At 57.8% G+C, this 21,899-nt stretch carries 21 protein-coding genes; 20 read left to right on the top strand and 1 reads right to left on the bottom strand.

The genetic code is table 11. The features are described from left to right. Window position 1: 1 nt before the first annotated feature. The 19 genes from paaB (at window position 2) to ACMYSL_RS15820 (ending at window position 16,996) form a co-directional block, all read left to right on the top strand. Window positions 2–289: a 1,2-phenylacetyl-CoA epoxidase subunit PaaB gene (gene paaB / locus ACMYSL_RS15910; protein WP_117341938.1), complete on the top strand. Its 288-nt coding sequence runs from the start codon at window positions 2–4 to the stop codon at window positions 287–289. Between the two features lie 7 nt (window positions 290–296). Next, a complete protein-coding gene (gene paaC / locus ACMYSL_RS15905) occupies window positions 297–1,052 on the top strand; it encodes a 1,2-phenylacetyl-CoA epoxidase subunit PaaC (RefSeq protein WP_434659042.1) in 756 nt (251 codons plus the stop codon). A gap of 12 nt (window positions 1,053–1,064) precedes the next feature. Beyond that, window positions 1,065–1,565 (top strand): 1,2-phenylacetyl-CoA epoxidase subunit PaaD, encoded by a 501-nt coding sequence (gene paaD, locus ACMYSL_RS15900; RefSeq protein ID WP_434659041.1) that lies wholly within the window; start codon window positions 1,065–1,067, stop codon window positions 1,563–1,565. A gap of 7 nt (window positions 1,566–1,572) precedes the next feature. Beyond that, window positions 1,573–2,643, top strand: a complete 1,071-nt coding sequence (gene paaE / locus ACMYSL_RS15895) for a 1,2-phenylacetyl-CoA epoxidase subunit PaaE (protein ID WP_434659040.1) — start codon at window positions 1,573–1,575, stop codon at window positions 2,641–2,643. Continuing rightward, window positions 2,640–3,407 (top strand): 2,3-dehydroadipyl-CoA hydratase PaaF, encoded by a 768-nt coding sequence (paaF, locus tag ACMYSL_RS15890; RefSeq protein WP_434659039.1) that lies wholly within the window; start codon window positions 2,640–2,642, stop codon window positions 3,405–3,407. Before paaE ends, paaF begins: the two co-directional genes overlap by 4 nt. Window positions 3,408–3,409: 2 nt before the next feature. After that, window positions 3,410–4,198, top strand: coding sequence for a 2-(1,2-epoxy-1,2-dihydrophenyl)acetyl-CoA isomerase PaaG (gene paaG, locus ACMYSL_RS15885; protein WP_434659038.1), 789 nt, complete (start codon window positions 3,410–3,412; stop codon window positions 4,196–4,198). A gap of 3 nt (window positions 4,199–4,201) precedes the next feature. Further along, window positions 4,202–5,620, top strand: a complete 1,419-nt coding sequence (locus tag ACMYSL_RS15880) for a 3-hydroxyacyl-CoA dehydrogenase (protein ID WP_434659037.1) — start codon at window positions 4,202–4,204, stop codon at window positions 5,618–5,620. Beyond that, a complete protein-coding gene (paaI, locus tag ACMYSL_RS15875) occupies window positions 5,613–6,035 on the top strand; it encodes a hydroxyphenylacetyl-CoA thioesterase PaaI (RefSeq protein WP_062773526.1) in 423 nt (140 codons plus the stop codon). Before ACMYSL_RS15880 ends, paaI begins: the two co-directional genes overlap by 8 nt. Next, window positions 6,035–7,240, top strand: coding sequence for a 3-oxoadipyl-CoA thiolase (gene pcaF / locus ACMYSL_RS15870; protein WP_434659036.1), 1,206 nt, complete (start codon window positions 6,035–6,037; stop codon window positions 7,238–7,240). The genes paaI and pcaF overlap by 1 nt, the downstream gene beginning before the upstream one ends. A gap of 28 nt (window positions 7,241–7,268) precedes the next feature. Next, the gene (gene paaK / locus ACMYSL_RS15865) at window positions 7,269–8,585 is read left to right on the top strand and encodes a phenylacetate--CoA ligase PaaK (RefSeq protein WP_434659035.1); all 1,317 of its coding nucleotides are present in this window, start codon (window positions 7,269–7,271) and stop codon (window positions 8,583–8,585) included. A 158-nt stretch (window positions 8,586–8,743) separates the two neighbouring features. Next, window positions 8,744–9,664 carry a phenylacetic acid degradation operon negative regulatory protein PaaX gene (paaX, locus tag ACMYSL_RS15860; RefSeq protein ID WP_434659034.1) on the top strand — a complete coding sequence of 307 codons (921 nt, stop codon included), beginning with the start codon at window positions 8,744–8,746 and terminating at the stop codon, window positions 9,662–9,664. A gap of 104 nt (window positions 9,665–9,768) precedes the next feature. After that, the gene (gene paaY, locus ACMYSL_RS15855) at window positions 9,769–10,365 is read left to right on the top strand and encodes a phenylacetic acid degradation protein PaaY (RefSeq protein ID WP_434659033.1); all 597 of its coding nucleotides are present in this window, start codon (window positions 9,769–9,771) and stop codon (window positions 10,363–10,365) included. Between the two features lie 117 nt (window positions 10,366–10,482). Further along, window positions 10,483–11,085 (top strand): CDP-alcohol phosphatidyltransferase family protein, encoded by a 603-nt coding sequence (locus ACMYSL_RS15850; protein WP_434659032.1) that lies wholly within the window; start codon window positions 10,483–10,485, stop codon window positions 11,083–11,085. Next, window positions 11,082–11,999, top strand: a complete 918-nt coding sequence (locus ACMYSL_RS15845; protein ID WP_434659031.1) for a phosphatidate cytidylyltransferase — start codon at window positions 11,082–11,084, stop codon at window positions 11,997–11,999. Before ACMYSL_RS15850 ends, ACMYSL_RS15845 begins: the two co-directional genes overlap by 4 nt. A 30-nt stretch (window positions 12,000–12,029) precedes the next feature. Beyond that, complete coding sequence (locus ACMYSL_RS15840) at window positions 12,030–13,790, top strand: bifunctional alpha/beta hydrolase/class I SAM-dependent methyltransferase (RefSeq protein WP_434659030.1); 1,761 nt, start codon at window positions 12,030–12,032, stop codon at window positions 13,788–13,790. Beyond that, window positions 13,780–15,105, top strand: coding sequence for a phosphatase PAP2/dual specificity phosphatase family protein (locus tag ACMYSL_RS15835; RefSeq protein WP_434659029.1), 1,326 nt, complete (start codon window positions 13,780–13,782; stop codon window positions 15,103–15,105). The genes ACMYSL_RS15840 and ACMYSL_RS15835 overlap by 11 nt, the downstream gene beginning before the upstream one ends. Further along, window positions 15,081–15,485 (top strand): hypothetical protein, encoded by a 405-nt coding sequence (locus ACMYSL_RS15830; protein ID WP_434659028.1) that lies wholly within the window; start codon window positions 15,081–15,083, stop codon window positions 15,483–15,485. Before ACMYSL_RS15835 ends, ACMYSL_RS15830 begins: the two co-directional genes overlap by 25 nt. 173 nt (window positions 15,486–15,658) lie before the next feature. Beyond that, the gene (locus ACMYSL_RS15825) at window positions 15,659–16,342 is read left to right on the top strand and encodes a hypothetical protein (RefSeq protein WP_434659027.1); all 684 of its coding nucleotides are present in this window, start codon (window positions 15,659–15,661) and stop codon (window positions 16,340–16,342) included. A 246-nt stretch (window positions 16,343–16,588) separates the two neighbouring features. Next, a complete protein-coding gene (locus ACMYSL_RS15820) occupies window positions 16,589–16,996 on the top strand; it encodes a GFA family protein (protein ID WP_182238355.1) in 408 nt (135 codons plus the stop codon). 37 nt (window positions 16,997–17,033) lie between these two features. Here ACMYSL_RS15820 and azoR read toward each other — a convergent pair whose 3' ends face one another. Beyond that, entirely contained in the window at window positions 17,034–17,639 is a 606-nt protein-coding gene (gene azoR, locus ACMYSL_RS15815) for an FMN-dependent NADH-azoreductase (protein ID WP_110274817.1), read from the bottom strand. Between the two features lie 259 nt (window positions 17,640–17,898). On the opposite strand from azoR, the gene hrpA reads away from it, so the two are divergent. Then, on the top strand, window positions 17,899–21,744 hold the full coding sequence (gene hrpA, locus ACMYSL_RS15810; RefSeq protein WP_434664112.1) for an ATP-dependent RNA helicase HrpA: 3,846 nt from the start codon (window positions 17,899–17,901) through the stop codon (window positions 21,742–21,744). The last annotated feature ends 155 nt before the right edge of the window (window positions 21,745–21,899 follow it).

Below are 21,899 nucleotides of genomic sequence, written 5' to 3'. Positions count from 1 at the left end.
AATGAGCAAAACATACTGGCCGTTATACGAAGTGTTCGTCCGCAGTAAACAAGGTTTGTCTCACCGTCACGTCGGCAGCCTGCACGCCGCTGATGACCAGATGGCGCTGGAAAACGCGCGTGATGCCTACACTCGCCGCAGCGAAGGTTGTTCGATCTGGGTGGTGAAGGCGAGCGAAATTGTCGCATCGCAGCCGGAAGAACGCGGCGCGTTTTTCGACCCCTCAGAGAGCAAAGTCTACCGCCATCCGACGTTCTACACCGTGCCGGACGGCATGGAACATATGTGAGGCAACGATGAATAACTCAAATCCCGTTGCAACCTATGCCCTGCGCCTCGGCGATAACGGCCTGGTGCTGGCCCAGCGTTTAGGCGCGTGGTGCGGTCATGCGCCGGAGCTGGAAATCGATCTGGCGCTGACCAACATTGGCCTCGACCTGCTGGGTCAGGCGCGCAATTTTCTCAGCTATGCCGCCGAGCTTAACGGCAGCGGTGACGAAGACACGCTGGCCTTTGGTCGCGATGAACGGCAGTTCCGCAATCTGCTGCTGGTGGAACAGCCGAACGGCAACTTTGCCGACACCATCGCCCGTCAGTTCTTTATCGACGTCTGGCACGTGGCGCTGTTCAGCCGCCTGGTCAACAGCCGCGACGCGCAGCTTGCCGCCATCGCCGCCAAAGGGCTGAAAGAAGTGCGCTATCACCAGCGCTTTAGCCGCGGCTGGCTGGAGCGTCTGGGCAACGGCACCGAACACTCGGCAAACCTGATGCAGCAGGCGGTTGATAGCCTGTGGCGCTTCACCGGCGAGCTGTTCCTGGCCGATGAGCTGGAGATCGCCTTAGTTGAGCAGGGGATTGCCGTCGATCCGCGTGAAATACAGGCTGAATGGCAGGCGACGGTGCACACCGCGCTGCTCGATTCCGGTTTGCAGATCCCGCAAGAAGCGGCGTTTCGCAGCGGCGGCAAACAGGGGCTGCATAGTGAACATCTGGGGCCGATGCTGGCCGAGATGCAATACCTGCAGCGTGCTTACCCCGGTCAACAGTGGTAAACGGAGGTCGCTATGCAACGTCTTGCCGCCATCGCGCCCGCCGAGGTGCACACCGTTTGGGGATTGCTAAGCGCTATCCCCGACCCGGAAGTCCCGGTGCTGACCATTACCGACCTCGGCATGGTCCGCAGTGTAGATCGTCGCGGCGACGTCTGGGTGATTGGCTTCACGCCAACCTATTCCGGCTGCCCGGCAACTGAACATCTGCTCGGTGAAATTCGCGCGATGATGACCGAGCACGGCTACACGCCGGTACACATTGTGTTGCAGCTTGATCCACCGTGGACCACCGACTGGATGAGCCCGGACGCCCGCGAACGCCTGCGCCAGTACGGCATCAGCCCGCCGCAGGCCCACGCCTGTCACGCCGACGAGATGCCGAAGGATGTGCTCTGTCCGCGCTGCGGCAGCACCCACACTTCGCTTATCAGTGAATTCGGTTCCACGGCCTGCAAAGCGCTGTATCGCTGCGAAAGCTGCCGTGAACCCTTTGATTACTTTAAATGTATTTGAGGTCGCGATGACAACATTTCATTCGCTTACCGTGGCAAACGTTGAGCCGGAAACCCGCGATGCGGTGACCATCACTTTTGCCATTCCCGACGCGCTGCGTAATCAATACGCGTTTCGTCCGGGCCAGCATCTGACGCTGAAAACTCGCCTTGGCGGCGAAGAACTGCGCCGTTGCTACTCCATCTGCCGCAGCCGCTCGCCGTCTGAAATCAGCGTGGCGGTGAAAGCCATCGACGGCGGGCGTTTTTCCCGCTTTGCCCAGAGCGATATCCAGCAGGGTATGGCATTTGAGGTGATGGTGCCGCAGGGCCACTTCGGCTACCAGCCACAGGCTGAACGGCAGGCCGAATATCTGGCAATTGCTGCTGGTTCCGGCATCACGCCGATGATGGCGATAATCGAAGCCACGCTGACGATTGAACCTGATAGCCGCTTCACCCTGATTTACGGCAACCGCAGCAGCCACAGCATGATGTTCCGCCAGGCGCTCGCTGACCTGAAAGACCGCTATCCGCAGCGTTTACAGGTGATTCATCTGTTCAGCCAGGAGTCGATGGACAACGACCTGCTACAGGGGCGCATTGACGGCGACAAACTGCGCGCGCTGTCTGAACATCTGCTCGATTTCAGCCGCTTTGACGACGCCTTTATCTGCGGTCCGTCGGCGATGATGGATGACGCAGAAACTACGCTGCGTGCGCTGGGGATGCCGGAAAAAGCGATTCACCTTGAGCGTTTCAATACGCCGGGAACCAGCGTCAAGCGCGCCACCGGCGTACAGGCTGAAGGACGCACGGTCACGTTGCGTCAGGACGGTCGCGAACGTCTGATTTCGCTCTCCGCGGAAGACGACAGCATTCTCGACGCCGCGCTGCGCCAGGGTGCCGACCTACCGTTTGCCTGCAAAGGCGGCGTCTGCGCCACCTGCAAATGCAAAGTGGTGCGCGGCGAAGTGGCGATGGCGGCGAACTACAGCCTCGAAGCCGATGAACTGGCTGCAGGCTATGTGCTGAGCTGTCAGGCGCTGCCAACCAGCGGCGATGTGATAGTCGACTTTGACGCGCGGGGGATGGCATGAGCGAACTGCTGATAACCCGTCACGACCGCGTTTTACAGCTAACCCTGAACCGTCCGCAGGCGCGTAATGCGCTGAATAACGCGCTGCTGACGCAGCTTGCCGAAGCGCTGGAAAGCGCGGCGGGGGACTCAAGCGTTAGCGTCTGCGTGATAAGCGGCAACCCGCGCTACTTCGCGGCGGGCGCGGATCTTAACGAAATGGCGGAAAAAGACCTGCCCGCCACCTTCGACGATATTCGTCCGCGCTTGTGGGCGCGTATCGATACCTTCAATAAGCCGCTGATTGCGGTGGTCAACGGTTACGCGCTGGGCGCGGGCTGCGAGCTGGCGCTGCTGTGTGACCTGGTGATTGCCGGGGATAACGCGCGCTTTGGTCTGCCGGAAATCACCCTCGGCACCATGCCGGGGGCGGGCGGCACCCAGCGCCTGATTCGCAGCGTCGGGAAAGCGCTGGCCAGCCGCATGGTGCTGAGCGGTGAAAGCATTGACGCCCAACGGGCGCAGCAGGCTGGGCTGGTGAGCGATATCCATCCGGCTAACCTTTCTGACGAATACGCGCTGAAGCTGGCGGCGACCATTGCCCGTCACTCACCGCTGGCGCTGCGTGCCGCCAAGCAGTCCCTGCGTCTGGCGCAGGAAGTGAGCTTGCAGGCCGGGCTCGCCCAGGAGCGCCAGCTGTTTACCCTGCTCAGCGCTACCGAAGATCGTCGCGAAGGCATCGCTGCCTTTTTAGAAAAACGCACCCCAGCCTTCAAAGGACGTTAACCGTGGACGCATTCATTCTCAGCGATATCGACCAGGGCGTGATGACCATCACCCTGAACCGCCCGGACAGGCTCAATAGCTTTAACGATGCCATGCACCAGCAGCTCTCTGAGTGTCTCAAGCAGGCCGAACGCGACGACACCATTCGCTGTCTGCTGGTAACCGGTGCCGGACGCGGTTTTTGCGCCGGACAAGATCTGAACGACCGCAACGTCGACCCGAGCGGCCCCGCGCCGGATTTAGGCATGTCGGTGGAGCGTTTCTATAACCCGCTGGTGCGTCGCTTAGCCGCGCTGCCCAAGCCGGTGATTTGCGCGGTAAACGGCGTAGCGGCGGGGGCTGGTGCCACGCTGGCGCTGGGTTGCGATATCGTGCTGGCGGCGCGCTCCGCTAAATTCGTGATGGCGTTTAGCAAGCTCGGTCTGGTGCCGGACTGCGGCGGTAGCTGGGTGCTGCCGCGCGTCACCACCCGCGCCCGCGCCGTGGGATTAATGATGTTGGGCGACAGCTTAAGCGCCGAACAGGCCGCGCAGTGGGGCATGATCTGGCAACTGGTGGATGACGCGGAACTGAAAGACACCAGCCTGACGCTGGCGCGCCATCTGGCTTCCCAGCCAACCTACGGTTTAGGGCTTATCAAGAAAGCGTTGCAGCTGGCGGAAACCAACTCCCTGGATGACCAGCTTGATGTTGAGCGCGATTTCCAGCGCCTTGCTGGGCGCAGCGACGACTACCGCGAGGGGGTCAGCGCCTTCCTTGGTAAACGTCCTCCACAGTTCAGCGGGAAATAAGCCATGACGCAAACACTCCACACCGTCGCCGTGATTGGCGGCGGCACCATGGGCGCAGGCATTGTTGAAGTGGCTGCCAGCGCCGGGCATTCGGTGCTGCTCTATGACATTTCCACTGCCGCGATTACCCGCGCTATCGACGGTATCGCCCAGCGTCTGGATTCTCGCGTCAGCCGCGGAAAAATCAGCGCTGAGCAGGCGCAGGCGCTGCTGGCGCGCATTTCGCCCGCCAGCGAACTGAATCAGCTTGCAGATGCGCAGTTGGTGATTGAAGCCGCGTCCGAGCGCCTGGAGATCAAACAGGCGCTGTTCAGCCAGCTGGCGGAGATTTGCTCCCCGTCGACGCTGCTGACCAGCAATACCTCGTCGATTTCCATCACCGCCATTGCCGCCGGAATCAAACACCCCGAGCGCGTGGCCGGGCTGCATTTCTTTAACCCGGCACCGGTGATGAAGCTGGTGGAAGTGGTGAGTGGTATTGCGACCTCAACGGAAGTGGTTGAACAGCTGTGCCATTGCGTGAGCGCGTGGGGCAAACAGCCGGTGCGCTGCCGTTCGACGCCGGGCTTTATCGTCAACCGCGTGGCGCGTCCGTACTACGCCGAAGCCTGGCGGGCGCTGGAAGAGCAGGTGGCAGCACCTGAAGTGATTGACGCCGCATTGCGCGACGGCGGCGGGTTCCCGATGGGCCCGCTGGCGCTGACCGACCTTATCGGCCAGGACGTCAATTTTGCCGTGACCTGTTCGGTGTTTAACGCCTTCTGGCAGGACCGTCGTTTTCTGCCGTCGCTGCTGCAACAGGAGCTGGCCATCGCCGGGCGTCTGGGCAAAAAGAGCGGTCACGGCGTCTACCGCTGGCCCGTTGAAGCACAACCGGAACTGGCGCTGGCTGCGCTATCAGCTGCGTGTGCGGCAAAGCGTATTAAGCGTGACGTTGTCACTGAGTTGGACGAGGTGCTGCTGCTGGAAACCACTGGCGAAACCGCGCTGGCCTTAAGCGTGCAGCGCAACCGCCCGGTGGTGGTGTACGACTACGCGGCGGGCGACACGGTGGTGCTGGCAAGTGCCGCCACCAATCCGCAATCCGCCACCGACAAAGCGGTTTATTTCTTCCAGCAGCAGGGCAAAAAAGTGCTGCGCATTGCTGATTATCCGGGCCTGCTGGTGTGGCGCACGGTGGCGATGCTGGCGAACGAAGCGCTGGATGCGGTGCAAAAAGGCGTCGCCAGCGCCGAGGACATCGATACCGCCATGCGGTTGGGCGTCAACTACCCACAAGGCCCGATTGCCTGGGGCGAGTCGCTGGGCTGGGCGCGCGTGCTGAATCTGCTGGAAAACTTACAACAACACTACGGCGAAGAACGCTATCGCCCGAGTGCGCTACTGCGCGAAAAAGCGCTACTGGAGATGCGTCATGAGTAATGAAGCCTGGCGCAACGCTCGCGCCATGTACGAGAACGACACCTGTGCGAAAACGCTGGGTATCAAGATTATCGAAATGGATGAGGGTTACGCGCAGATGACCATGGCGGTGTCACCGAATATGTTGAACGGCCATCAAACCTGCCACGGCGGACAGCTGTTTTCGCTCGCCGATACCGCATTCGCCTACGCCTGCAACAGTCAGGGGCTGGCGGCGGTAGCGTCTGCCGCCAGCATTGATTTCCTGCGTCCGGCCTTTGTGGGCGAGCTGTTGACCGCCACCGCGCGGGTCAAGCAGCAAGGCAAGCTGACCGGCGTCTATGACATTGAAATTATCAACCAGCAGCAAAAAATCGTGGCCCTGTTTCGCGGCAAATCGCACCGCATCGGCGGCACTATTACAGGAGAAGTCTAATGCGTGACGCGTTTATTTGTGACGGCATTCGTACCCCGATTGGTCGCTACGGCGGTGCGCTGGCCGGTGTGCGCGCCGACGATCTGGCGGCCATTCCGCTGCGGGAATTACTCAGTCGTAACCCCGCGCTTGACGCCAGCGCCATCGACGATGTGATTTTCGGTTGCGCCAATCAGGCCGGGGAAGATAACCGCAACGTGGCGCATATGGCGACGCTGCTGGCGGGCTATCCGCACACTGTAGCGGGTACCACCATCAACCGTCTGTGCGGTTCCGGGCTCGACGCGATTGGCTTTGCCGCTCGGGCGATTAAAGCCGGTGATGCGGATCTGTTGATTGCCGGTGGTGTGGAATCTATGTCCCGCGCGCCGTTTGTGATGGGCAAAGCCACCACGCCATTCCAGCGTCAGGCGGAGATGTTCGATACCACCATCGGCTGGCGTTTTGTGAACCCGCTCATGCAGCAACAATTTGGAACTGACAGCATGCCGGAAACGGCGGAGAATGTAGCTGAATTGTTAAATATCAGCCGCGAAGACCAGGACGCCTTTGCTTACCGTAGCCAGCAGCGTACCGCCAAAGCGCAGCGGGGCGGCATTCTGGCGCAGGAAATTGTGCCGGTGCAGATTATCGGCAAAAAGGGCGCGGTTAGCGCGGTGCGTGATGATGAACATCCGCGTGCGGAAACTACCCTCGAACAGCTTTCTCAACTGAAAACCCCGTTCCGCAAAGGCGGTGTGATCACCGCTGGCAACGCCTCCGGCGTGAATGACGGCGCGGCGGCGATGATTATTGCCAGCGCAGAACAGGCCAAGGCGCAGGGGCTGACCCCGCGAGCGCGCATCGTAGCGATGGCGACAGCGGGCGTCGAGCCGAAGTTTATGGGGCTGGGGCCGGTACCGGCGGTACGTAAAGTGCTGGAACGCGCCGGGCTGAATATTAACGATATGGATGTGATTGAACTGAACGAAGCGTTTGCCGCTCAGGCGCTGGGCGTGATGCGCCAGCTGGGTCTGGCAGATGATGCTGAACACGTGAATCCCAACGGTGGCGCCATCGCCTTAGGCCACCCGTTGGGAATGAGCGGCGTGCGCTTAGCGCTGGCAGCAACGCTGGAACTGGAACGACGCAATGGACGCTATGCGCTGTGTACGATGTGTATTGGCGTGGGCCAGGGCATTGCCCTGATCCTCGAGCGAGTGTGAGCTAATTGACCTGCGGATACCCTACAAAATGACAACTACAACAACATTAGATCCGATTGAAACTGCATCGCGTGACGAATTAGAGGCTCTGCAAACTGAACGTCTGAAGTGGACGCTCAAACGTGCCTATGAAAATGTGCCGATGTACCGCCGTAAGTTCGACGCGGCGGGGGTTCATCCGGATGATTTCCGTGAGCTGAGTGACCTGAGCAAGTTTCCCTGCACCACCAAGCAGGACCTGCGTGATAACTATCCGTTCGACACCTTCGCGGTGCCGATGGAGCAGGTGGTGCGTATCCACGCGTCGTCCGGTACCACCGGTAAACCGACTGTCGTCGGCTATACGCAAAATGATATCGACACCTGGGCCAATATCGTGGCGCGCTCCCTGCGTGCGGCGGGCGGCACGGCGAAGGACAAAATCCATGTCGCCTACGGCTACGGCCTGTTTACCGGCGGCCTGGGCGCGCATTACGGTGCGGAACGTTTAGGGGCCACGGTGATCCCGATGTCCGGCGGACAAACCGAGAAACAGGCGCAGCTGATTCGTGATTTCAAGCCTGACATGATCATGGTGACGCCATCTTACTGCCTGAACCTGATTGAAGAACTCGAACGCCAGATGGGCGGCGACGCGCGCGGCTGCTCGCTGCGTACCGGTGTCTTTGGCGCAGAACCGTGGACGGCGGGAATGCGCGCCGAAATCGAACGTCGTCTGGGGATTACCGCGCTGGATATTTACGGCCTGTCCGAAGTGATGGGGCCGGGCGTGGCGATGGAGTGTATTGAAACCGGCGACGGCCCGACTATCTGGGAAGACCATTTCTTCCCGGAAGTGGTCAACCCAGAAGACGGCACGCCGCTGGCCGACGGCGAGCATGGCGAGCTGCTGTTCACTACCCTGACTAAAGAAGCGCTGCCGGTGATCCGCTATCGCACCCGCGACCTGACGCGACTGCTGCCGGGCACCGCCCGCACCATGCGCCGGATGGATCGCATCAGCGGGCGCAGCGACGACATGCTGATTATTCGCGGCGTTAACGTCTTCCCGTCGCAGCTGGAAGAAGAGATCCTCAAAATTGAACATCTGGCGCCGCATTACCAGCTGGAAGTGGATCGCCGTGGGCATCTTGATTCACTTTCGGTGCGCGTGGAGCTAAAAGAGAGCGGTCTGGCGCTGGACCATGAGCAGCGCTGTCAGATTTGCCACCATCTGCGTCACCGTATTAAGTCGATGGTCGGGATTTCCACCGACGTGAGCATCGTCAACTGCGGCAGCATTCCTCGCTCCGAAGGCAAAGCGTGCCGGGTGTTCGACCTGCGCAAAGCTGCAGCAAACGGTTAAGAATCGTAGGCTTGATAAGCGCAGCGCCATCAGGCAAATCGGTGCAACGTTGCCGGATGGCGGCTTTGCCTTATCCGGCCTACAAATTCCTGCCATATCGCGGAAATTTTCCTGTGCTATGATTCAAAAAGGACAAAAATAACAACAGAATGAATCATATGGACAAACTCGATAGCTTTATTCAGCAGGCGGTGACCGCGATGCCGGTAAGCGGTACCTCGCTTATCGCGTCCTTGTACGGCGATTGCCTGTCCCAGCGAGGCGGGGAGGTGTGGCTCGGCAGCGTCGCAGCACTGCTTGAAGGACTCGGCTTTGGCGAACGCTTTGTACGCACCGCGCTGTTTCGCCTCAATAAAGAGGAGTGGCTGGATGTGGTGCGTATTGGACGCCGCAGCTTCTACCGCCTCAGTGATAAAGGTCTGCGCCTGACGCGCCGTGCTGAGAACAAAATTTATCGCGCCAGCGCCCCGGAATGGGACGGCACCTGGCTGCTGTTACTTTCGGAAGGGTTAGAAAAAAGCACCCTGACTGAAGTTAAAAAACAATTAATCTGGCAGGGTTTTGGTGTGCTCGCGCCCAGCCTATTGGCTTCGCCGTCGCAAAAGCTCGCCGACGTGCAGTCATTGCTTCACGAAGCGGGAGTGGCGGAAAACGTTATCTGTTTTGAAGCACATTCGCCGCTGGCGCTCTCCCGCGCTGCGCTGCGCGAACGGGTTGAAGAGTGCTGGCATCTGACCGAACAAAACGCCATGTACGAGGCGTTTATCACCCTGTTTCGTCCGTTGTTGCCGCTGCTGCGTGACGCCGAGGCGGACGAACTGACGCCGGAACGCTGCTTTCAGATTCGTTTACTGCTGATCCATTTCTATCGCCGTGTGGTGCTGAAAGATCCGCTGTTGCCAGAGGAACTTTTGCCAGCACATTGGCTGGGTCAGACCGCGCGTCAGCTATGTATCAATATCTATCAACGCGTTGCACCCGGCGCGCAGATTTTCGTCAGTGAAAAAGGCGAAAGCTCGGTGGGCGAACTGCCCGCACCGGGGCTGCTTTATTACCAACGCTTTGGTGGGTTAGCCTGAAAAAGAGCTAACTCTTTGCACTGCAAGGGAAAACATTGCCGCACTGTTCCCTCGCCCCTTTGGGGAGAGGGAGCAGACCGTGCTAATACGTAACAGGAGATGCCATGCCGATTTACCAGATGGACGGAATGATCCCCGTCGTGCCCAATGAAAGCTACGTTCACCCCACAGCCGTGCTGATTGGCGATGTGATCCTCGGTAAAGGGGTTTACGTTGGCCCTAACGCCAGCCTGCGCGGCGACTTTGGTCGTATCGTGGTGAAAGATGGGGCGAACATTCAGGATAACTGCGTGATGCACGGTTTTCCGGGGCAGGATACGGTAGTGGAAGAGGACGGGCATATCGGCCACGGCGCGATCCTGCACGGTTGTGTGATTGGGCGTAATGCGCTGGTTGGCATGAGCGCGGTGATTATCGACGGTGCGACAATTGGTGAAAACAGTATCGTCGGCGCGTCGGCGTTTGTGAAAGCCCGGGCTGAGATGCCCGCTAATCATCTGATCGTCGGCAGCCCGGCTAAGGCGATTCGTACCTTAACCGAGCAGGAACTGACGTGGAAAAAGCAGGGCACCCGTGAGTATCAGGTGCTGGTAGAACGTTGCCAGAACACGCTTTTTGAGGTGCAACCGCTGAGCGAAGCAGAACCCGACCGTAAGCGGCTGGAGTTTGATGAAAACCTGAAGCCGAAGTCGCAGCAGTAACATGAATCCGCGCCAGAGTCTGAATTAATTCTGAAACTGGCGTTGTTATAGTAAGCGCAGTGGCGGTCGGATAGCGCTCTGATGCAGTATGGTCCTTTGCCTTATCAAGGACTGATAATGACCCTCTACTGCGTGAAACCGGCATTTCAGGCGCTGTTGCGTCCGCTCATGTTCTGCCTGGCGAAGAAACAGATCACCGCTAATCAGGTTACCCTGGCCGCGATGGCCCTCTCATTGCTCACCGGCGGTCTGTTGCTGCTGTTCCCCAATCCCGAACTGTTCTGGCTCCTGCCGGTCGTGCTGTTTATCCGTATGGCGCTAAATGCGCTGGACGGCATGCTGGCCCGGGAATGTCATCAGAAGACCCGGCTCGGCGCGCTGTTGAATGAATTCGGCGATGTCTTATCTGATATCGCGCTCTATCTTCCCTTTATATTATTGCCTGGCAGCAGCCCGCTGCTGGTGCTGTCGATGTTATTTTTCACCGTTTTCAGCGAATTCGCCGGGGTTCTGGCGCAGGCGATTAACGGCGTGCGCAGCTATGCGGGCCCCATGGGTAAGAGCGATCGCGCGTTGGTGTTCGGCGCCTGGGGACTGGCGCTGAGCGGCTGGCCGGAGTTGATCGCGTGGTACAATGTCGCGTGGGGGATTGTCACGCTGCTATTGATCTGGACCATCATCAACCGCTGTCGCAGCGTGTTACCGGGGAATCACCCATGATGCTGCTGGAAAAATCGCTGGTCGCGGTCTTCGCCGTGCTGCTGCTGGCGACGCTGATTAATGGTCTGTTGGTCTGGTGCAAACCGAATAAAGACTGGCGTGAGCTGACCCTACGCATCCGCACCTGGTGGGTGATTGTCGTTCTCTTCTCTCTGGCGCTCATCAGTCCCCGCTGGCTGGCGTTAACCTTCTTTGCGCTGGTGAGCGTGCTGGCGTTAAAGGAGTTTCTGACACTGGTGCCTGCGCGCGATGCCGACCGGATGCCCGTACTGTGGATGTTTATCGCTATCCCCATTAACTACGGGTTAATCGGCATCGACTGGTATGGGCTGTTCATTATTTTTATTCCGGTTTATGCCTTTCTCTTTTTGCCTGCCCGGATGGTGCTGGTGGGCGAGACTCAGGGCTTCTTACACAGTGCGGCTCAGCTGCACTGGGGATTGATGACCACCGTTTTTGCCGTGAGCCATGTTGCTTTTTTGCTAATACTTCCCGCCGACGGCCTGCAAACCGGCGCGCTGCTGGTGCTGTACCTTGTTGGGCTCACCGAATTTAACGATGTCGCGCAGTATCTGTGGGGCAAATCGTTGGGGCGCATCAGGGTGACGCCAAAAGTGAGCCCGAATAAGACGCTGGCCGGGCTGCTGGGCGGGATCGGCTCTACGATGCTGGTTGCGGTTCTGCTGGGACCGTTAATGACGCCGCTCGGCTGGGGGATGTCGCTGTTGGCGGGGGGTATCATCGGCGTCACCGGTTTTTGCGGTGATGTGGTGATGTCCGCCGTGAAGCGCGATATTGGCGTGAAAGATAGCGGCACGCTGCTCCCTGGCCACGGTGGCATTCTTGACCGACTGGATTCACTGATTTTTACCGCACCGGTGTTTTTCCACTTTATTCGCTATTCCTGCTACTAACGCTACGGCGTACACAAGGATAAAAATCTCATGGTTGAGACTCGCATCGCGCAGGAACACCTCTTTGCTACCAGCGACAACACGTCGCTGTTTTATCGCTACTGGCCAGCCCTTGCTGCGGGAGCGCCGCGCAAAGTGATTGTGCTGTTCCATCGGGGGCACGAGCACTCCGGGCGTTTGCAGCATATTGTCGATGAGCTGGGCATGCCCGAGGCCGATTTTTACGCCTGGGATGCACGTGGCCATGGTCGCTCTCCGGGAGAGCGCGGGTTTAGTCCCTCGCTGGCGCGCTCGGTGCGCGATGTCGATGAATTTGTTCGCTTTGCGGCGGCGAATTCTGAGGCTGACATGCTGGACGTTACGGTGATCGCGCAAAGCGTTGGCGCGGTGCTGGCCGCCGCCTGGGCCCATGATTATGCGCCGAATATTCGCGGCCTGGTGCTGGCTTCGCCCGCGTTTAAGGTGAAGCTCTACGTGCCGTTCGCGCGCGCGGGTCTGGGATTGATGCACAAGCTGCGCGGCCTGTTTTTTGTTAATTCCTATGTAAAAGGAAAATACCTGACGCACGACCCGCAGCGCGTGGCGAGTTTTAATCAGGACCCGCTGATTGCGCAGGCGATTGCGGTTAATATTTTGCTCGATCTCTACCGCACGGCGGAGCGGCTGGTGAGCGATGCGGCGGCAATCACCTTACCGACGCTGATGCTGGTTTCCGGTGCGGATTATGTGGTTCACCGTAAGCCGCAGCGTGATTTTTACCAGCGTTTGCGTCACCCGCTGAAAGAAATGCATGTGCTGCCCGGTTTTTATCACGATACCTTGGGTGAGCGCGACCGCGCGCTGGCATTCGACAAAATACGCGCGTTTCTTGACGTGCTGTACGCGCAGCCGCCGCAGCCTTTCGATTACTCTCAGGAAGATCGCTGGAGTCCGGGGGCGGATAGCTGGCGGCAATTGAACGGCGGCCCGGAGCCTTACTCTTTCGACGATTTTGCTTACCGTGGTCTGCGTTATGCGATGAGGATGCTGGGGACTCAATCCGCCGGTGTACGTCTGGGTTTTACAACCGGTTTTGACTCTGGCAGCACCCTCGATTACGTCTACCGTAACCAGCCGCAGGGCAGCAGCTGGCTGGGGCAACACATCGACAGGAATTACCTGAATAGCGTTGGCTGGCGTGGTATTCGTCAGCGTAAGGTCCATCTCCAGCAGTTGATTCAGCAAGCAGTGGCGCAACTCTCAGCACAAGGCATGCCGGTGCGAGTGGTGGATATCGCCACCGGACATGGGCGCTACGTGCTCGATGCGCTGGAGGCAGAAACGACGGTAAGCGACATTTTGCTGCGCGATTACAGCGAGCTGAACGTTGAGAAGGGCCAGCAGATGATCGCGGAACGCGGTATGTCAGCCCGCGCGCGCTTTGAGCAGGGCGATGCCTTTAACCGCGCGGAGCTGGCGGCGCTGGAGCCGAAACCGACGCTGGGTATTGTCTCCGGGCTGTACGAGCTGTTCCCGGAAAATGCGCCGGTGCGTGAGTCGCTAAAAGGCCTTGCGCAGGCTATCCCGCCTTGTGGGGTGCTGATTTATACCGGCCAGCCGTGGCACCCGCAGTTAAAAACCATCGCCTGGTCGCTGACCAGCCATAAAGATGGCAAAGCGTGGGTGATGCGGGTGCGTACCCAGGGCGAAATGGATGCACTGGTGCGCGAAGCGGGCTTTGAGAAATGTACGCAGCTGATTGACGAGTGGGGGATTTTCACCGTTTCCATGGCGGTGCGCCGTGATGACTGAACGTCGTAAGGTCATGCTGCAGGCGGTTGGCTGGTTACTCTTTTTGGCTCCGTTTTTCTTCTTCACCTACGGCAAGCTGAATCTATTTACCGCCTTTCGCGATGCTCAGCATCATGACGTGGGTAGCATCGTGTTTGGTTGGGAGTCGGCGATCCCCTTTATTCCGTGGAGCATTATTCCTTACTGGAGTCTGGATCTGTTTTACGGGCTGTCGCTGTTTGTCTGTGCGACGCGTTTTGAGCAGCGGCGGCTGGTGCACCGCCTGGTGTTAGCTTCGGTTCTCGCCTGTGTCGGATTTGCACTTTTCCCCTTGCAGTTTAGCTTTACGCGTCCGCCGGTTTCCGGCGCGGCGGGCTGGTTGTTCAGCCAGCTTGAGCAGTTTGACTTACCGTATAACCAGTCGCCATCGCTGCATATTATTCTCTGCTGGCTGCTGTGGCGTCATTTCAGCCGCCACCTTTCCGGCGGCTGGCGCAGGCTATGCAGTGGTTGGTTTTTACTGATTGCGGTTTCGGTACTGACCACCTGGCAGCATCATTTCATTGATATTGTGACCGGGCTTGCGGTGGGGATGTTAATCGACTGGATGGTGCCTTATCAAAGCCGCTGGCGCTGGCAGCAGCCGGATATAGCCCACTTCAGGCTGCTGCGGTATTACGTGCTGGGGGCAACCTTTTGCATGGTTGCGGGGGCGCTGCTGGGGCCGTGGTCTTTTTGGCCACTACTGGTGCTGTTCTGGCCGGTAGTGGCGCTGCTGATTGCCGGACGCGGCTATGGCGGGTTTGGCGCGGCGACCATGGGTAAAGATGAAAAGGGGCGATTGCCGCCAGCTGTGTACTGGTTGACGCTCCCGTGGCGCGCTGGCATGTGGTTGTCGATGCGTTGGTTCACTCGACGTCTGCCGCCAGTGAACGCCATCGCTGCGGGCGTTCACCTCGGCAGCTATCCGCGCCGCCCGCCTGAACAACATGCGGTGCTGGATCTGACCTGCGAATTTCCGCGCAGCCGCGCCACGTTATCGCGCACCTATTACTGCGTACCGATGCTGGATCTGGTGCCGCCGGAGGAAGCCGAGCTGCGGCTGGCGGTGGCGATGCTGGAAACACTGCGCGAGGAGCAGGGTTCGGTGCTGGTTCACTGCGCGTTGGGATTGTCGCGCAGCGCGATGGTGGTGGCAGCATGGCTCCTGTGCTACGGCCATGCGGCAACAGTAGAGCAGGCGGTTTCCTCTCTGCGCCGAAGTCGCCCGCAGGTGGTGCTGACGAATGAACATCTGGAGAGGCTACGGCAATGGCAGCAGAAAGTGACGATGTAACAACTGAGGCGGATCTTCAGCATCGTTTGCTTCAGCACACGCTGGCCAGCTGGCGCTATTTGCTGCTGTTTGCCACTCCGCCATTGCTATGGGCGACGTTTATCGCGCCACCGGGCGTGATGCGCGCCGTCATCGTGTTGCTATGCGGGATCGTTTTTTTTGGCTGCTGGCGAATCTGGCTGGATGCACGTTATTTCACGCTCATCACGCAGGAGAATAACGAGCATGTCGGAGAGGCGCTGGCTTTTATCTGGCGGCGCGCAAGGTTGCGTGAACTGACGTTTATCGAGCGCCAGCAGGGCGCACTCAAACAGCTTCGCCGAACGCTGATGGCTGTCGCCGCAACGTGGGTGATGTGGTTAGTGGCATTAGTGGTTTGATATAACAATCTGGTTGGGAATGAATCCCGGAGGCGGCGCAGCACCGCCTCCGGGGAAGGGTAAAATGGGCGCACTCAAACAGCTTCGCCGAACGCTGATGGCTGTTGCCGCAATGTGGATGATGTGGATACTCGCTTTAATGTTTTGATATGAAATAACAATCAGGAAGATCAATGATGAAATGGAAAACTATCGGCGCGCTGTTATTACTGACACCGCTTTTATCCGGCTGTATGACGATGGGGTTGTCAGAGAAGATTGAGCGAAGTAAAAGCGCCAATACCATTGATAAAGACTCGCTTTACGCGATGCGGGCAAGCAGTAACGGGATGGAAAAGAGGAATACGTTAAGTCTGGTTGGCGACAAATACACCTATCAGATAACATCCGATGGAGAGGCACTCGCTGATTTTCTGGCAAAAGAAGATGTTGGAAATATTATAGATATCAATTATTTATCATTTTATGCGGGTTTGACTACGTTCCACGTGAATTCGAAGCATAAATTTTCCAGCAACGGGCCGATTGAAATTAGCTATATCGTAAGAGATCGTCAATTGACTGAGAAAGAGAAACAGGTGCTGATTGACTCTGGTTTTCGTCTTTACCAGGGTGATGAACGTCCTGAACTGATTTATCGAATGAATTATGTCTCCGGCGTATTACAGAGCAAATCTGGCGGTAAAGATAAAGTGACCTTCTTACCGGCGACGATTAACTTAGAGAAAGAAGGCTCGAAATTTTCTGCGCTCGGTCTTCTGTATCCTTTTGCCTTGGTCGGGGATGTGGTGACCGCGCCATTCCAGCTAATAGGTTATTTTATTGTGATAAACAACCTGCCCGCGATGAGATATTAGCGGTATGGATTATCTGCGGCGATCGCCAGATGGCCCTTTTGTTTGTGGATCCTACGGACAGGTGCGCAGCGCCGCCTCCGGGGAAACGGCAAACCGCAATGTAGATGATGTTGATACTGGCATTAATGGCGTGAATGGTTAAGTATGTTTGCAGGCTGTTCTTTACATTCACCCCTAATACAGGCTGTTCTTTACATTCACCCCTAATACAGGCTGTATGACCAATGCCTGAAGAGAGAAGACGCTATGGCTGAAAAACTGTCCGCTCAGTGCCACTGCGGCGCGGTGGCATTTACCGTTGAACTCAGCGATGGATTCAATACCATTCGGCGCTGCAACTGCTCGTACTGTCGGATGCGGGGAGCGGTGGCGGTCTCTGCTCCGCTTGCAGGAATCGATATATTACGTGGACGAGATAAGCTCACGGAGTATCGCTTTAATACTGGCGAAGCCGTGCACTTTTTTTGCTCGGTGTGCGGGATCTACACTTTTCATCAGCGGCGTTCGAATCCGCAGCAGTATGGCGTGAATGTGGCGTGCATTGAAGGGGTATCGCCTTTCGATTTTCCTTGCGTAGAGGTGAGCAATGGGATCAATCATCCAAAGGATGGGGGCGGCGGCGTGGCGGGGTATTTGCGCTACGAGAAAAAGTAAAATACGCCTCCCGCCGTGAAGCGGGAGGCGTTCAGCCTTATGCAGCAACAACGCTGTCGATGGCGGCTTTTGCGTCAGACTGCGCTTTGGAAGCCACTTCCGGACCGTAAGCGATACCTTCAGCGAACACGAAGTTCACGTCGGTGATGCCGATAAAGCCCAGGAAGGTAGACAGGTACGGCGTCACCAGGTCAGTCGGGGTATCTTTGTGGATGCCACCGCGGCTGGTTACAACAACGGCGCGTTTACCAGTGACCAGACCTTCCGGACCTTTCTCGGTGTAACGGAAGGTCACGCCAGCGCGCGCCACCAGGTCGAAGTAGTTCTTCAACTGGGTTGGGATGTTGAAGTTGTACATCGGCGCGGCGATAACAATCACATCGTTCGCCTGCAGTTCAGCGATCAGCTCATCAGAAAGCGCGAGGGCTTCCTGCTGACGCGGAGTCAGCGGCGCATCGCTCGGACGCAGAGCACCAACCAGTTCGCCATCCAGTACCGGAATCGGATTTGCTGCCAGGTCGCGCACGGTGATAACGTCTTCAGCGTGCTTTTCACGCCATTGTTCAACAAAATAGTCGGACAGCTGACCAGATTGCGAGTACCCTGCCAGAATACTGGATTTCAGAACTAATACCTTGCTCATGGGTGTTTCCTTTTAATGTGATTGACGGGCTGATGCCCTGGTGCTTGTTGACACTGTATTCACAATCATGCCACAGAGAAAGCGCAATAAATCGAACTCTGTGTTCAGTTTTTTTGAACAAGGCACAAAATGTGCGGATGTGGTACTCTAACGCGATACTTCAAAAGAGATTTTTCCCGGCAGTGCGCTGCCCGATAACGCTATGACAGAACAACAAAAAATCACCTTCTCACAGCTCCTGCAACGGCTTGATGGCCTGATGTTGCGCGATAAACCGCGCTTCGCCCGTCGCCTGCACGGCGTGAAGAAGGTTAAAAATCCTGAAGCTCAACAGGCCATTCTTCAGGAGATGGCGCAAGAAATTGAACAGGCGGCAGGGAGAGTCCTGCTGCGCGAAGCCGCCCGACCAGATATCACCTATCCGGAAAATCTGCCGGTCAGCCAGAAAAAACAAGAGATTCTCGAAGCTGTGCGCGACCACCAGGTGGTGATTGTGGCGGGGGAGACCGGTTCCGGTAAAACCACTCAGTTGCCGAAAATCTGTATGGAGCTGGGGCGCGGCGTCAAAGGTTTAATCGGCCATACTCAGCCGCGTCGTCTGGCGGCGCGAACCGTTGCCAACCGTATTGCCGAAGAGCTACAAACGGAACCGGGCGGCTGTATCGGCTATAAAGTCCGCTTCAGCGACCACGTTAGCGACAACACGATGGTCAAGCTGATGACCGACGGTATCCTGCTGGCAGAGATCCAGCAGGATCGACTGCTGATGCAGTACGACACCATCATCATCGATGAAGCGCATGAGCGCAGCCTGAATATCGACTTTCTGCTCGGCTACCTGCGTGAGCTGCTGCCGCGTCGTCCGGATCTGAAAATCATCATCACTTCGGCGACCATCGACCCGGAACGCTTTTCGCGCCACTTTAATAACGCGCCGATTATCGAAGTGTCCGGCCGAACTTATCCGGTGGAAGTGCGCTATCGTCCGATTGTCGAAGATGCGGACGACACCGAGCGCGATCAGTTACAGGCGATTTTCGACGCCGTTGATGAGCTGGGGCGCGAAAGTGCCGGTGATATTCTGATCTTTATGAGCGGCGAGCGTGAAATTCGCGATACCGCAGATGCGCTCAATAAGCTGAATCTACGCCACACCGAAGTGCTGCCGCTGTATGCGCGGCTTTCCAATAGCGAACAGAACCGCGTGTTCCAGGCTCACAGCGGGCGGCGGATCGTGCTGGCGACCAACGTCGCGGAAACCTCGCTGACCGTACCGGGTATCAAGTACGTTATCGACCCGGGTACCGCGCGTATCAGCCGCTACAGCTTCCGCACCAAAGTGCAGCGTTTGCCGATCGAACCGGTTTCGCAGGCTTCGGCTAACCAGCGTAAAGGCCGCTGTGGTCGCGTGTCGGAAGGGATCTGTATTCGTCTCTATTCCGAAGATGATTTTCTGTCGCGCCCGGAGTTTACCGACCCGGAAATTCTGCGTACCAACCTGGCGTCCGTTATCCTGCAAATGACCGCTCTGGGGCTGGGCGATATCGCCGCGTTTCCGTTTGTTGAAGCGCCGGATAAGCGCAATATTCAGGACGGCATACGCCTGCTGGAAGAGCTCGGGGCGATTACCACCGACGAGCAGCAGACTGCGTATAAGTTGACGCCAATGGGCCGCCAGCTCAGCCAACTGCCGGTGGATCCACGCCTGGCGCGGATGGTGCTGGAAGCGCAAAAACACGGCTGCGTGCGCGAGGCGATGATTATCACCTCGGCGCTATCCATTCAGGATCCGCGCGAGCGGCCGATGGATAAACAGCAGGCATCCGATGAAAAACACCGCCGTTTCCACGACAAAGAGTCTGACTTTCTGGCGTTTGTAAACCTGTGGAACTACCTCGGCGAACAGCAGAAAGCGCTGTCATCGAACCAGTTCCGCCGGCAGTGCCGGGTCGATTTCCTTAACTATCTGCGCGTACGCGAGTGGCAGGATGTTTACACCCAACTGCGTCAGGTGGTCAAAGAGCTGGGTATTCCGGTTAACAGCGAACCCGCTGAATATCGGGAAATTCACGTTGCGCTGCTGACCGGTTTATTGTCGCATATCGGCATGAAAGACGCCGATAAGCAGGAGTTTACTGGCGCGCGTAATGCGCGTTTCTCCATCTTCCCTGGTTCCGGACTGTTTAAGAAACCGCCGAAGTGGACGATGGTTGCTGAACTGGTGGAAACCAGCCGTCTGTGGGGGCGCATTGCCGCGCGTATTGACCCGGAATGGGTTGAGCCGGTGGCGCAGCATCTGATTAAACGCTCGTACAGCGAACCGCACTGGGAGCGCGCGCAGGGCGCGGTGATGGCGACCGAAAAGGTTACCGTTTACGGCCTGCCGATTGTGGCCGCGCGTAAGGTGAATTACAGCCAGATTGATCCGGCGCTGTGCCGCGAGCTGTTTATCCGCCACGCGCTGGTGGAGGGCGACTGGCAGACGCGTCACGCCTTTTTCCGCGACAACCTGAAGCTGCGCAACGAAATCGAAGAGCTGGAGCATAAATCGCGCCGCCGCGACATTCTCGTCGATGACGAAACGATGTTTGAGTTCTACGACCAGCGCATCAGCCACGACGTTGTCTCCGCGCGCCACTTCGATAAGTGGTGGAAACTGGCGAGTCGCGAGACGCCGGATCTGCTCAACTTTGAGAAGAGCATGCTGATTAAAGAGGGGGCGGAGCAGGTCAGCAAGCTGGACTATCCGAACTTCTGGCATCAGGGCAACCTGAAGCTGCGTCTCACCTATCAGTTTGAACCGGGTGCTGACGCCGACGGCGTGACGGTGCATATTCCGCTGCCTTTATTAAATCAGGTCGAAGACGCCGGGTTTGAATGGCAGATCCCCGGTTTACGTCGCGAGCTGATTATCGCGCTGATTAAATCGCTGCCGAAGCCGGTTCGCCGCAACTTCGTCCCTGCGCCCAACTATGCGGAAGCGTTTTTAGGCCGCGCGACGCCGCTGGAGCTGCCGCTGCTGGATTCTCTTGAGCGCGAGCTGCGCCGGATGACCGGGGTGACTATCGACCGCGAGTCCTGGCAGTGGGATCAGGTGCCCGAACACCTGAAAATCACCTTCCGGGTGGTAGATGATAAGAACAAGAAGCTGCAGGAAGGGCGTTCGCTCCAGGAACTGAAGGATGCTCTGAAGGGCAAAGTGCAGGAGACGCTGTCCGCAGTCGCTGATGACGGTATCGAGCAGAGTGGGCTGCATATCTGGAGCTTTGGCACCCTCGCGGAGAGCTACGAGCAGAAGCGCGGCAACTACAAAGTGAAAGCGTGGCCCGCGCTGGTGGACGAACGCGACAGCGTGGCGATCAAGCTGTTTGATAATCCGCTGGAGCAGCAGCAGGCAATGTGGCGCGGTCTACGTCGTTTACTGCTGCTGAACATTCCGTCGCCAATTAAGTATCTGCATGAGAAGCTGCCGAACAAAGCTAAGCTGGGGCTCTATTTCAACCCGTACGGTAAGGTGCTGGATCTGATCGATGACTGTATTTCCTGCGGCGTCGATAAGCTGATCGATGAAGCGGGGGGGCCGGTGTGGACGGAAGAGGGCTTTGCCGTACTGCATGAAAAAGTGCGCGCCGAGCTGAACGAGACGGTGGTGGAAATCGCCAAACAGGTCGAGCAGATTTTGACGGCAGTATTTAACGTCAACAAGCGTCTGAAAGGCCGCGTGGATATGACCATGGCGCTGGGGCTGTCGGATATCAAATCGCAGATGAGCGGGCTGGTTTATCGCGGTTTCGTTACCGGCAACGGTTTCCGCCGTCTGGGTGACACGCTGCGCTATCTGCAGGCGATTGAAAAACGCCTGGAGAAAATGGCTATCGACCCGCATCGCGACCGCGTGCAGATGTTGAAGGTCGAGAGCGTCCAACAGGCGTGGCAGCAGTGGCTGAATAAGCTACCGCCTAACCGTCGCCAGGATGATGACGTGCAGGAAGTCCGCTGGATGATCGAGGAACTGCGCGTCAGCCTATTCGCCCAGCAGCTCGGCACGCCGTACCCGATTTCGGATAAGCGGGTATTGCAGGCGATGGATCAGATCAGCGCCTGACAACGTAGTTTAACTCAGCCTTGAGAAACCCGGTTAGCGTAAGCGGCCGGGTTTCTTTATGGATTCTGAAAAGATAGCGCTGCCGGTGGGTTCTTCCCAGTATGGGGTAACATAGCGATGTGCAGATTTTTAAATCCAGGTATGGCGGTAGCTTA

The organism is Klebsiella sp. MISC125 (assembly GCF_051131775.1).
Lineage (GTDB): Bacteria > Pseudomonadota > Gammaproteobacteria > Enterobacterales > Enterobacteriaceae > Klebsiella.
The sequence above is the reverse complement of the archived record's forward strand: the minus strand, read 5'-3'. Positions and strand labels throughout refer to the sequence as shown.

Coding starts and splice junctions, on each gene's coding strand:
- paaK (WP_434659035.1), top strand. CDS start 7,269: ATGACAACTACAACAACATTAGATCCGATTGAAACTGCATCGCGTGAC.
- ACMYSL_RS15880 (WP_434659037.1), top strand. CDS start 4,202: ATGACGCAAACACTCCACACCGTCGCCGTGATTGGCGGCGGCACCATG.
- ACMYSL_RS15825 (WP_434659027.1), top strand. CDS start 15,659: ATGATGAAATGGAAAACTATCGGCGCGCTGTTATTACTGACACCGCTT.
- paaI (WP_062773526.1), top strand. CDS start 5,613: ATGAGTAATGAAGCCTGGCGCAACGCTCGCGCCATGTACGAGAACGAC.
- ACMYSL_RS15820 (WP_182238355.1), top strand. CDS start 16,589: ATGGCTGAAAAACTGTCCGCTCAGTGCCACTGCGGCGCGGTGGCATTT.
- paaX (WP_434659034.1), top strand. CDS start 8,744: ATGGACAAACTCGATAGCTTTATTCAGCAGGCGGTGACCGCGATGCCG.
- paaB (WP_117341938.1), top strand. CDS start 2: ATGAGCAAAACATACTGGCCGTTATACGAAGTGTTCGTCCGCAGTAAA.
- azoR (WP_110274817.1), bottom strand. CDS start 17,639: ATGAGCAAGGTATTAGTTCTGAAATCCAGTATTCTGGCAGGGTACTCG.
- paaF (WP_434659039.1), top strand. CDS start 2,640: ATGAGCGAACTGCTGATAACCCGTCACGACCGCGTTTTACAGCTAACC.
- paaY (WP_434659033.1), top strand. CDS start 9,769: ATGCCGATTTACCAGATGGACGGAATGATCCCCGTCGTGCCCAATGAA.
- ACMYSL_RS15830 (WP_434659028.1), top strand. CDS start 15,081: ATGGCAGCAGAAAGTGACGATGTAACAACTGAGGCGGATCTTCAGCAT.
- ACMYSL_RS15840 (WP_434659030.1), top strand. CDS start 12,030: ATGGTTGAGACTCGCATCGCGCAGGAACACCTCTTTGCTACCAGCGAC.
- ACMYSL_RS15850 (WP_434659032.1), top strand. CDS start 10,483: ATGACCCTCTACTGCGTGAAACCGGCATTTCAGGCGCTGTTGCGTCCG.
- hrpA (WP_434664112.1), top strand. CDS start 17,899: ATGTTGCGCGATAAACCGCGCTTCGCCCGTCGCCTGCACGGCGTGAAG.
- ACMYSL_RS15845 (WP_434659031.1), top strand. CDS start 11,082: ATGATGCTGCTGGAAAAATCGCTGGTCGCGGTCTTCGCCGTGCTGCTG.
- paaD (WP_434659041.1), top strand. CDS start 1,065: ATGCAACGTCTTGCCGCCATCGCGCCCGCCGAGGTGCACACCGTTTGG.
- paaE (WP_434659040.1), top strand. CDS start 1,573: ATGACAACATTTCATTCGCTTACCGTGGCAAACGTTGAGCCGGAAACC.
- pcaF (WP_434659036.1), top strand. CDS start 6,035: ATGCGTGACGCGTTTATTTGTGACGGCATTCGTACCCCGATTGGTCGC.
- paaC (WP_434659042.1), top strand. CDS start 297: ATGAATAACTCAAATCCCGTTGCAACCTATGCCCTGCGCCTCGGCGAT.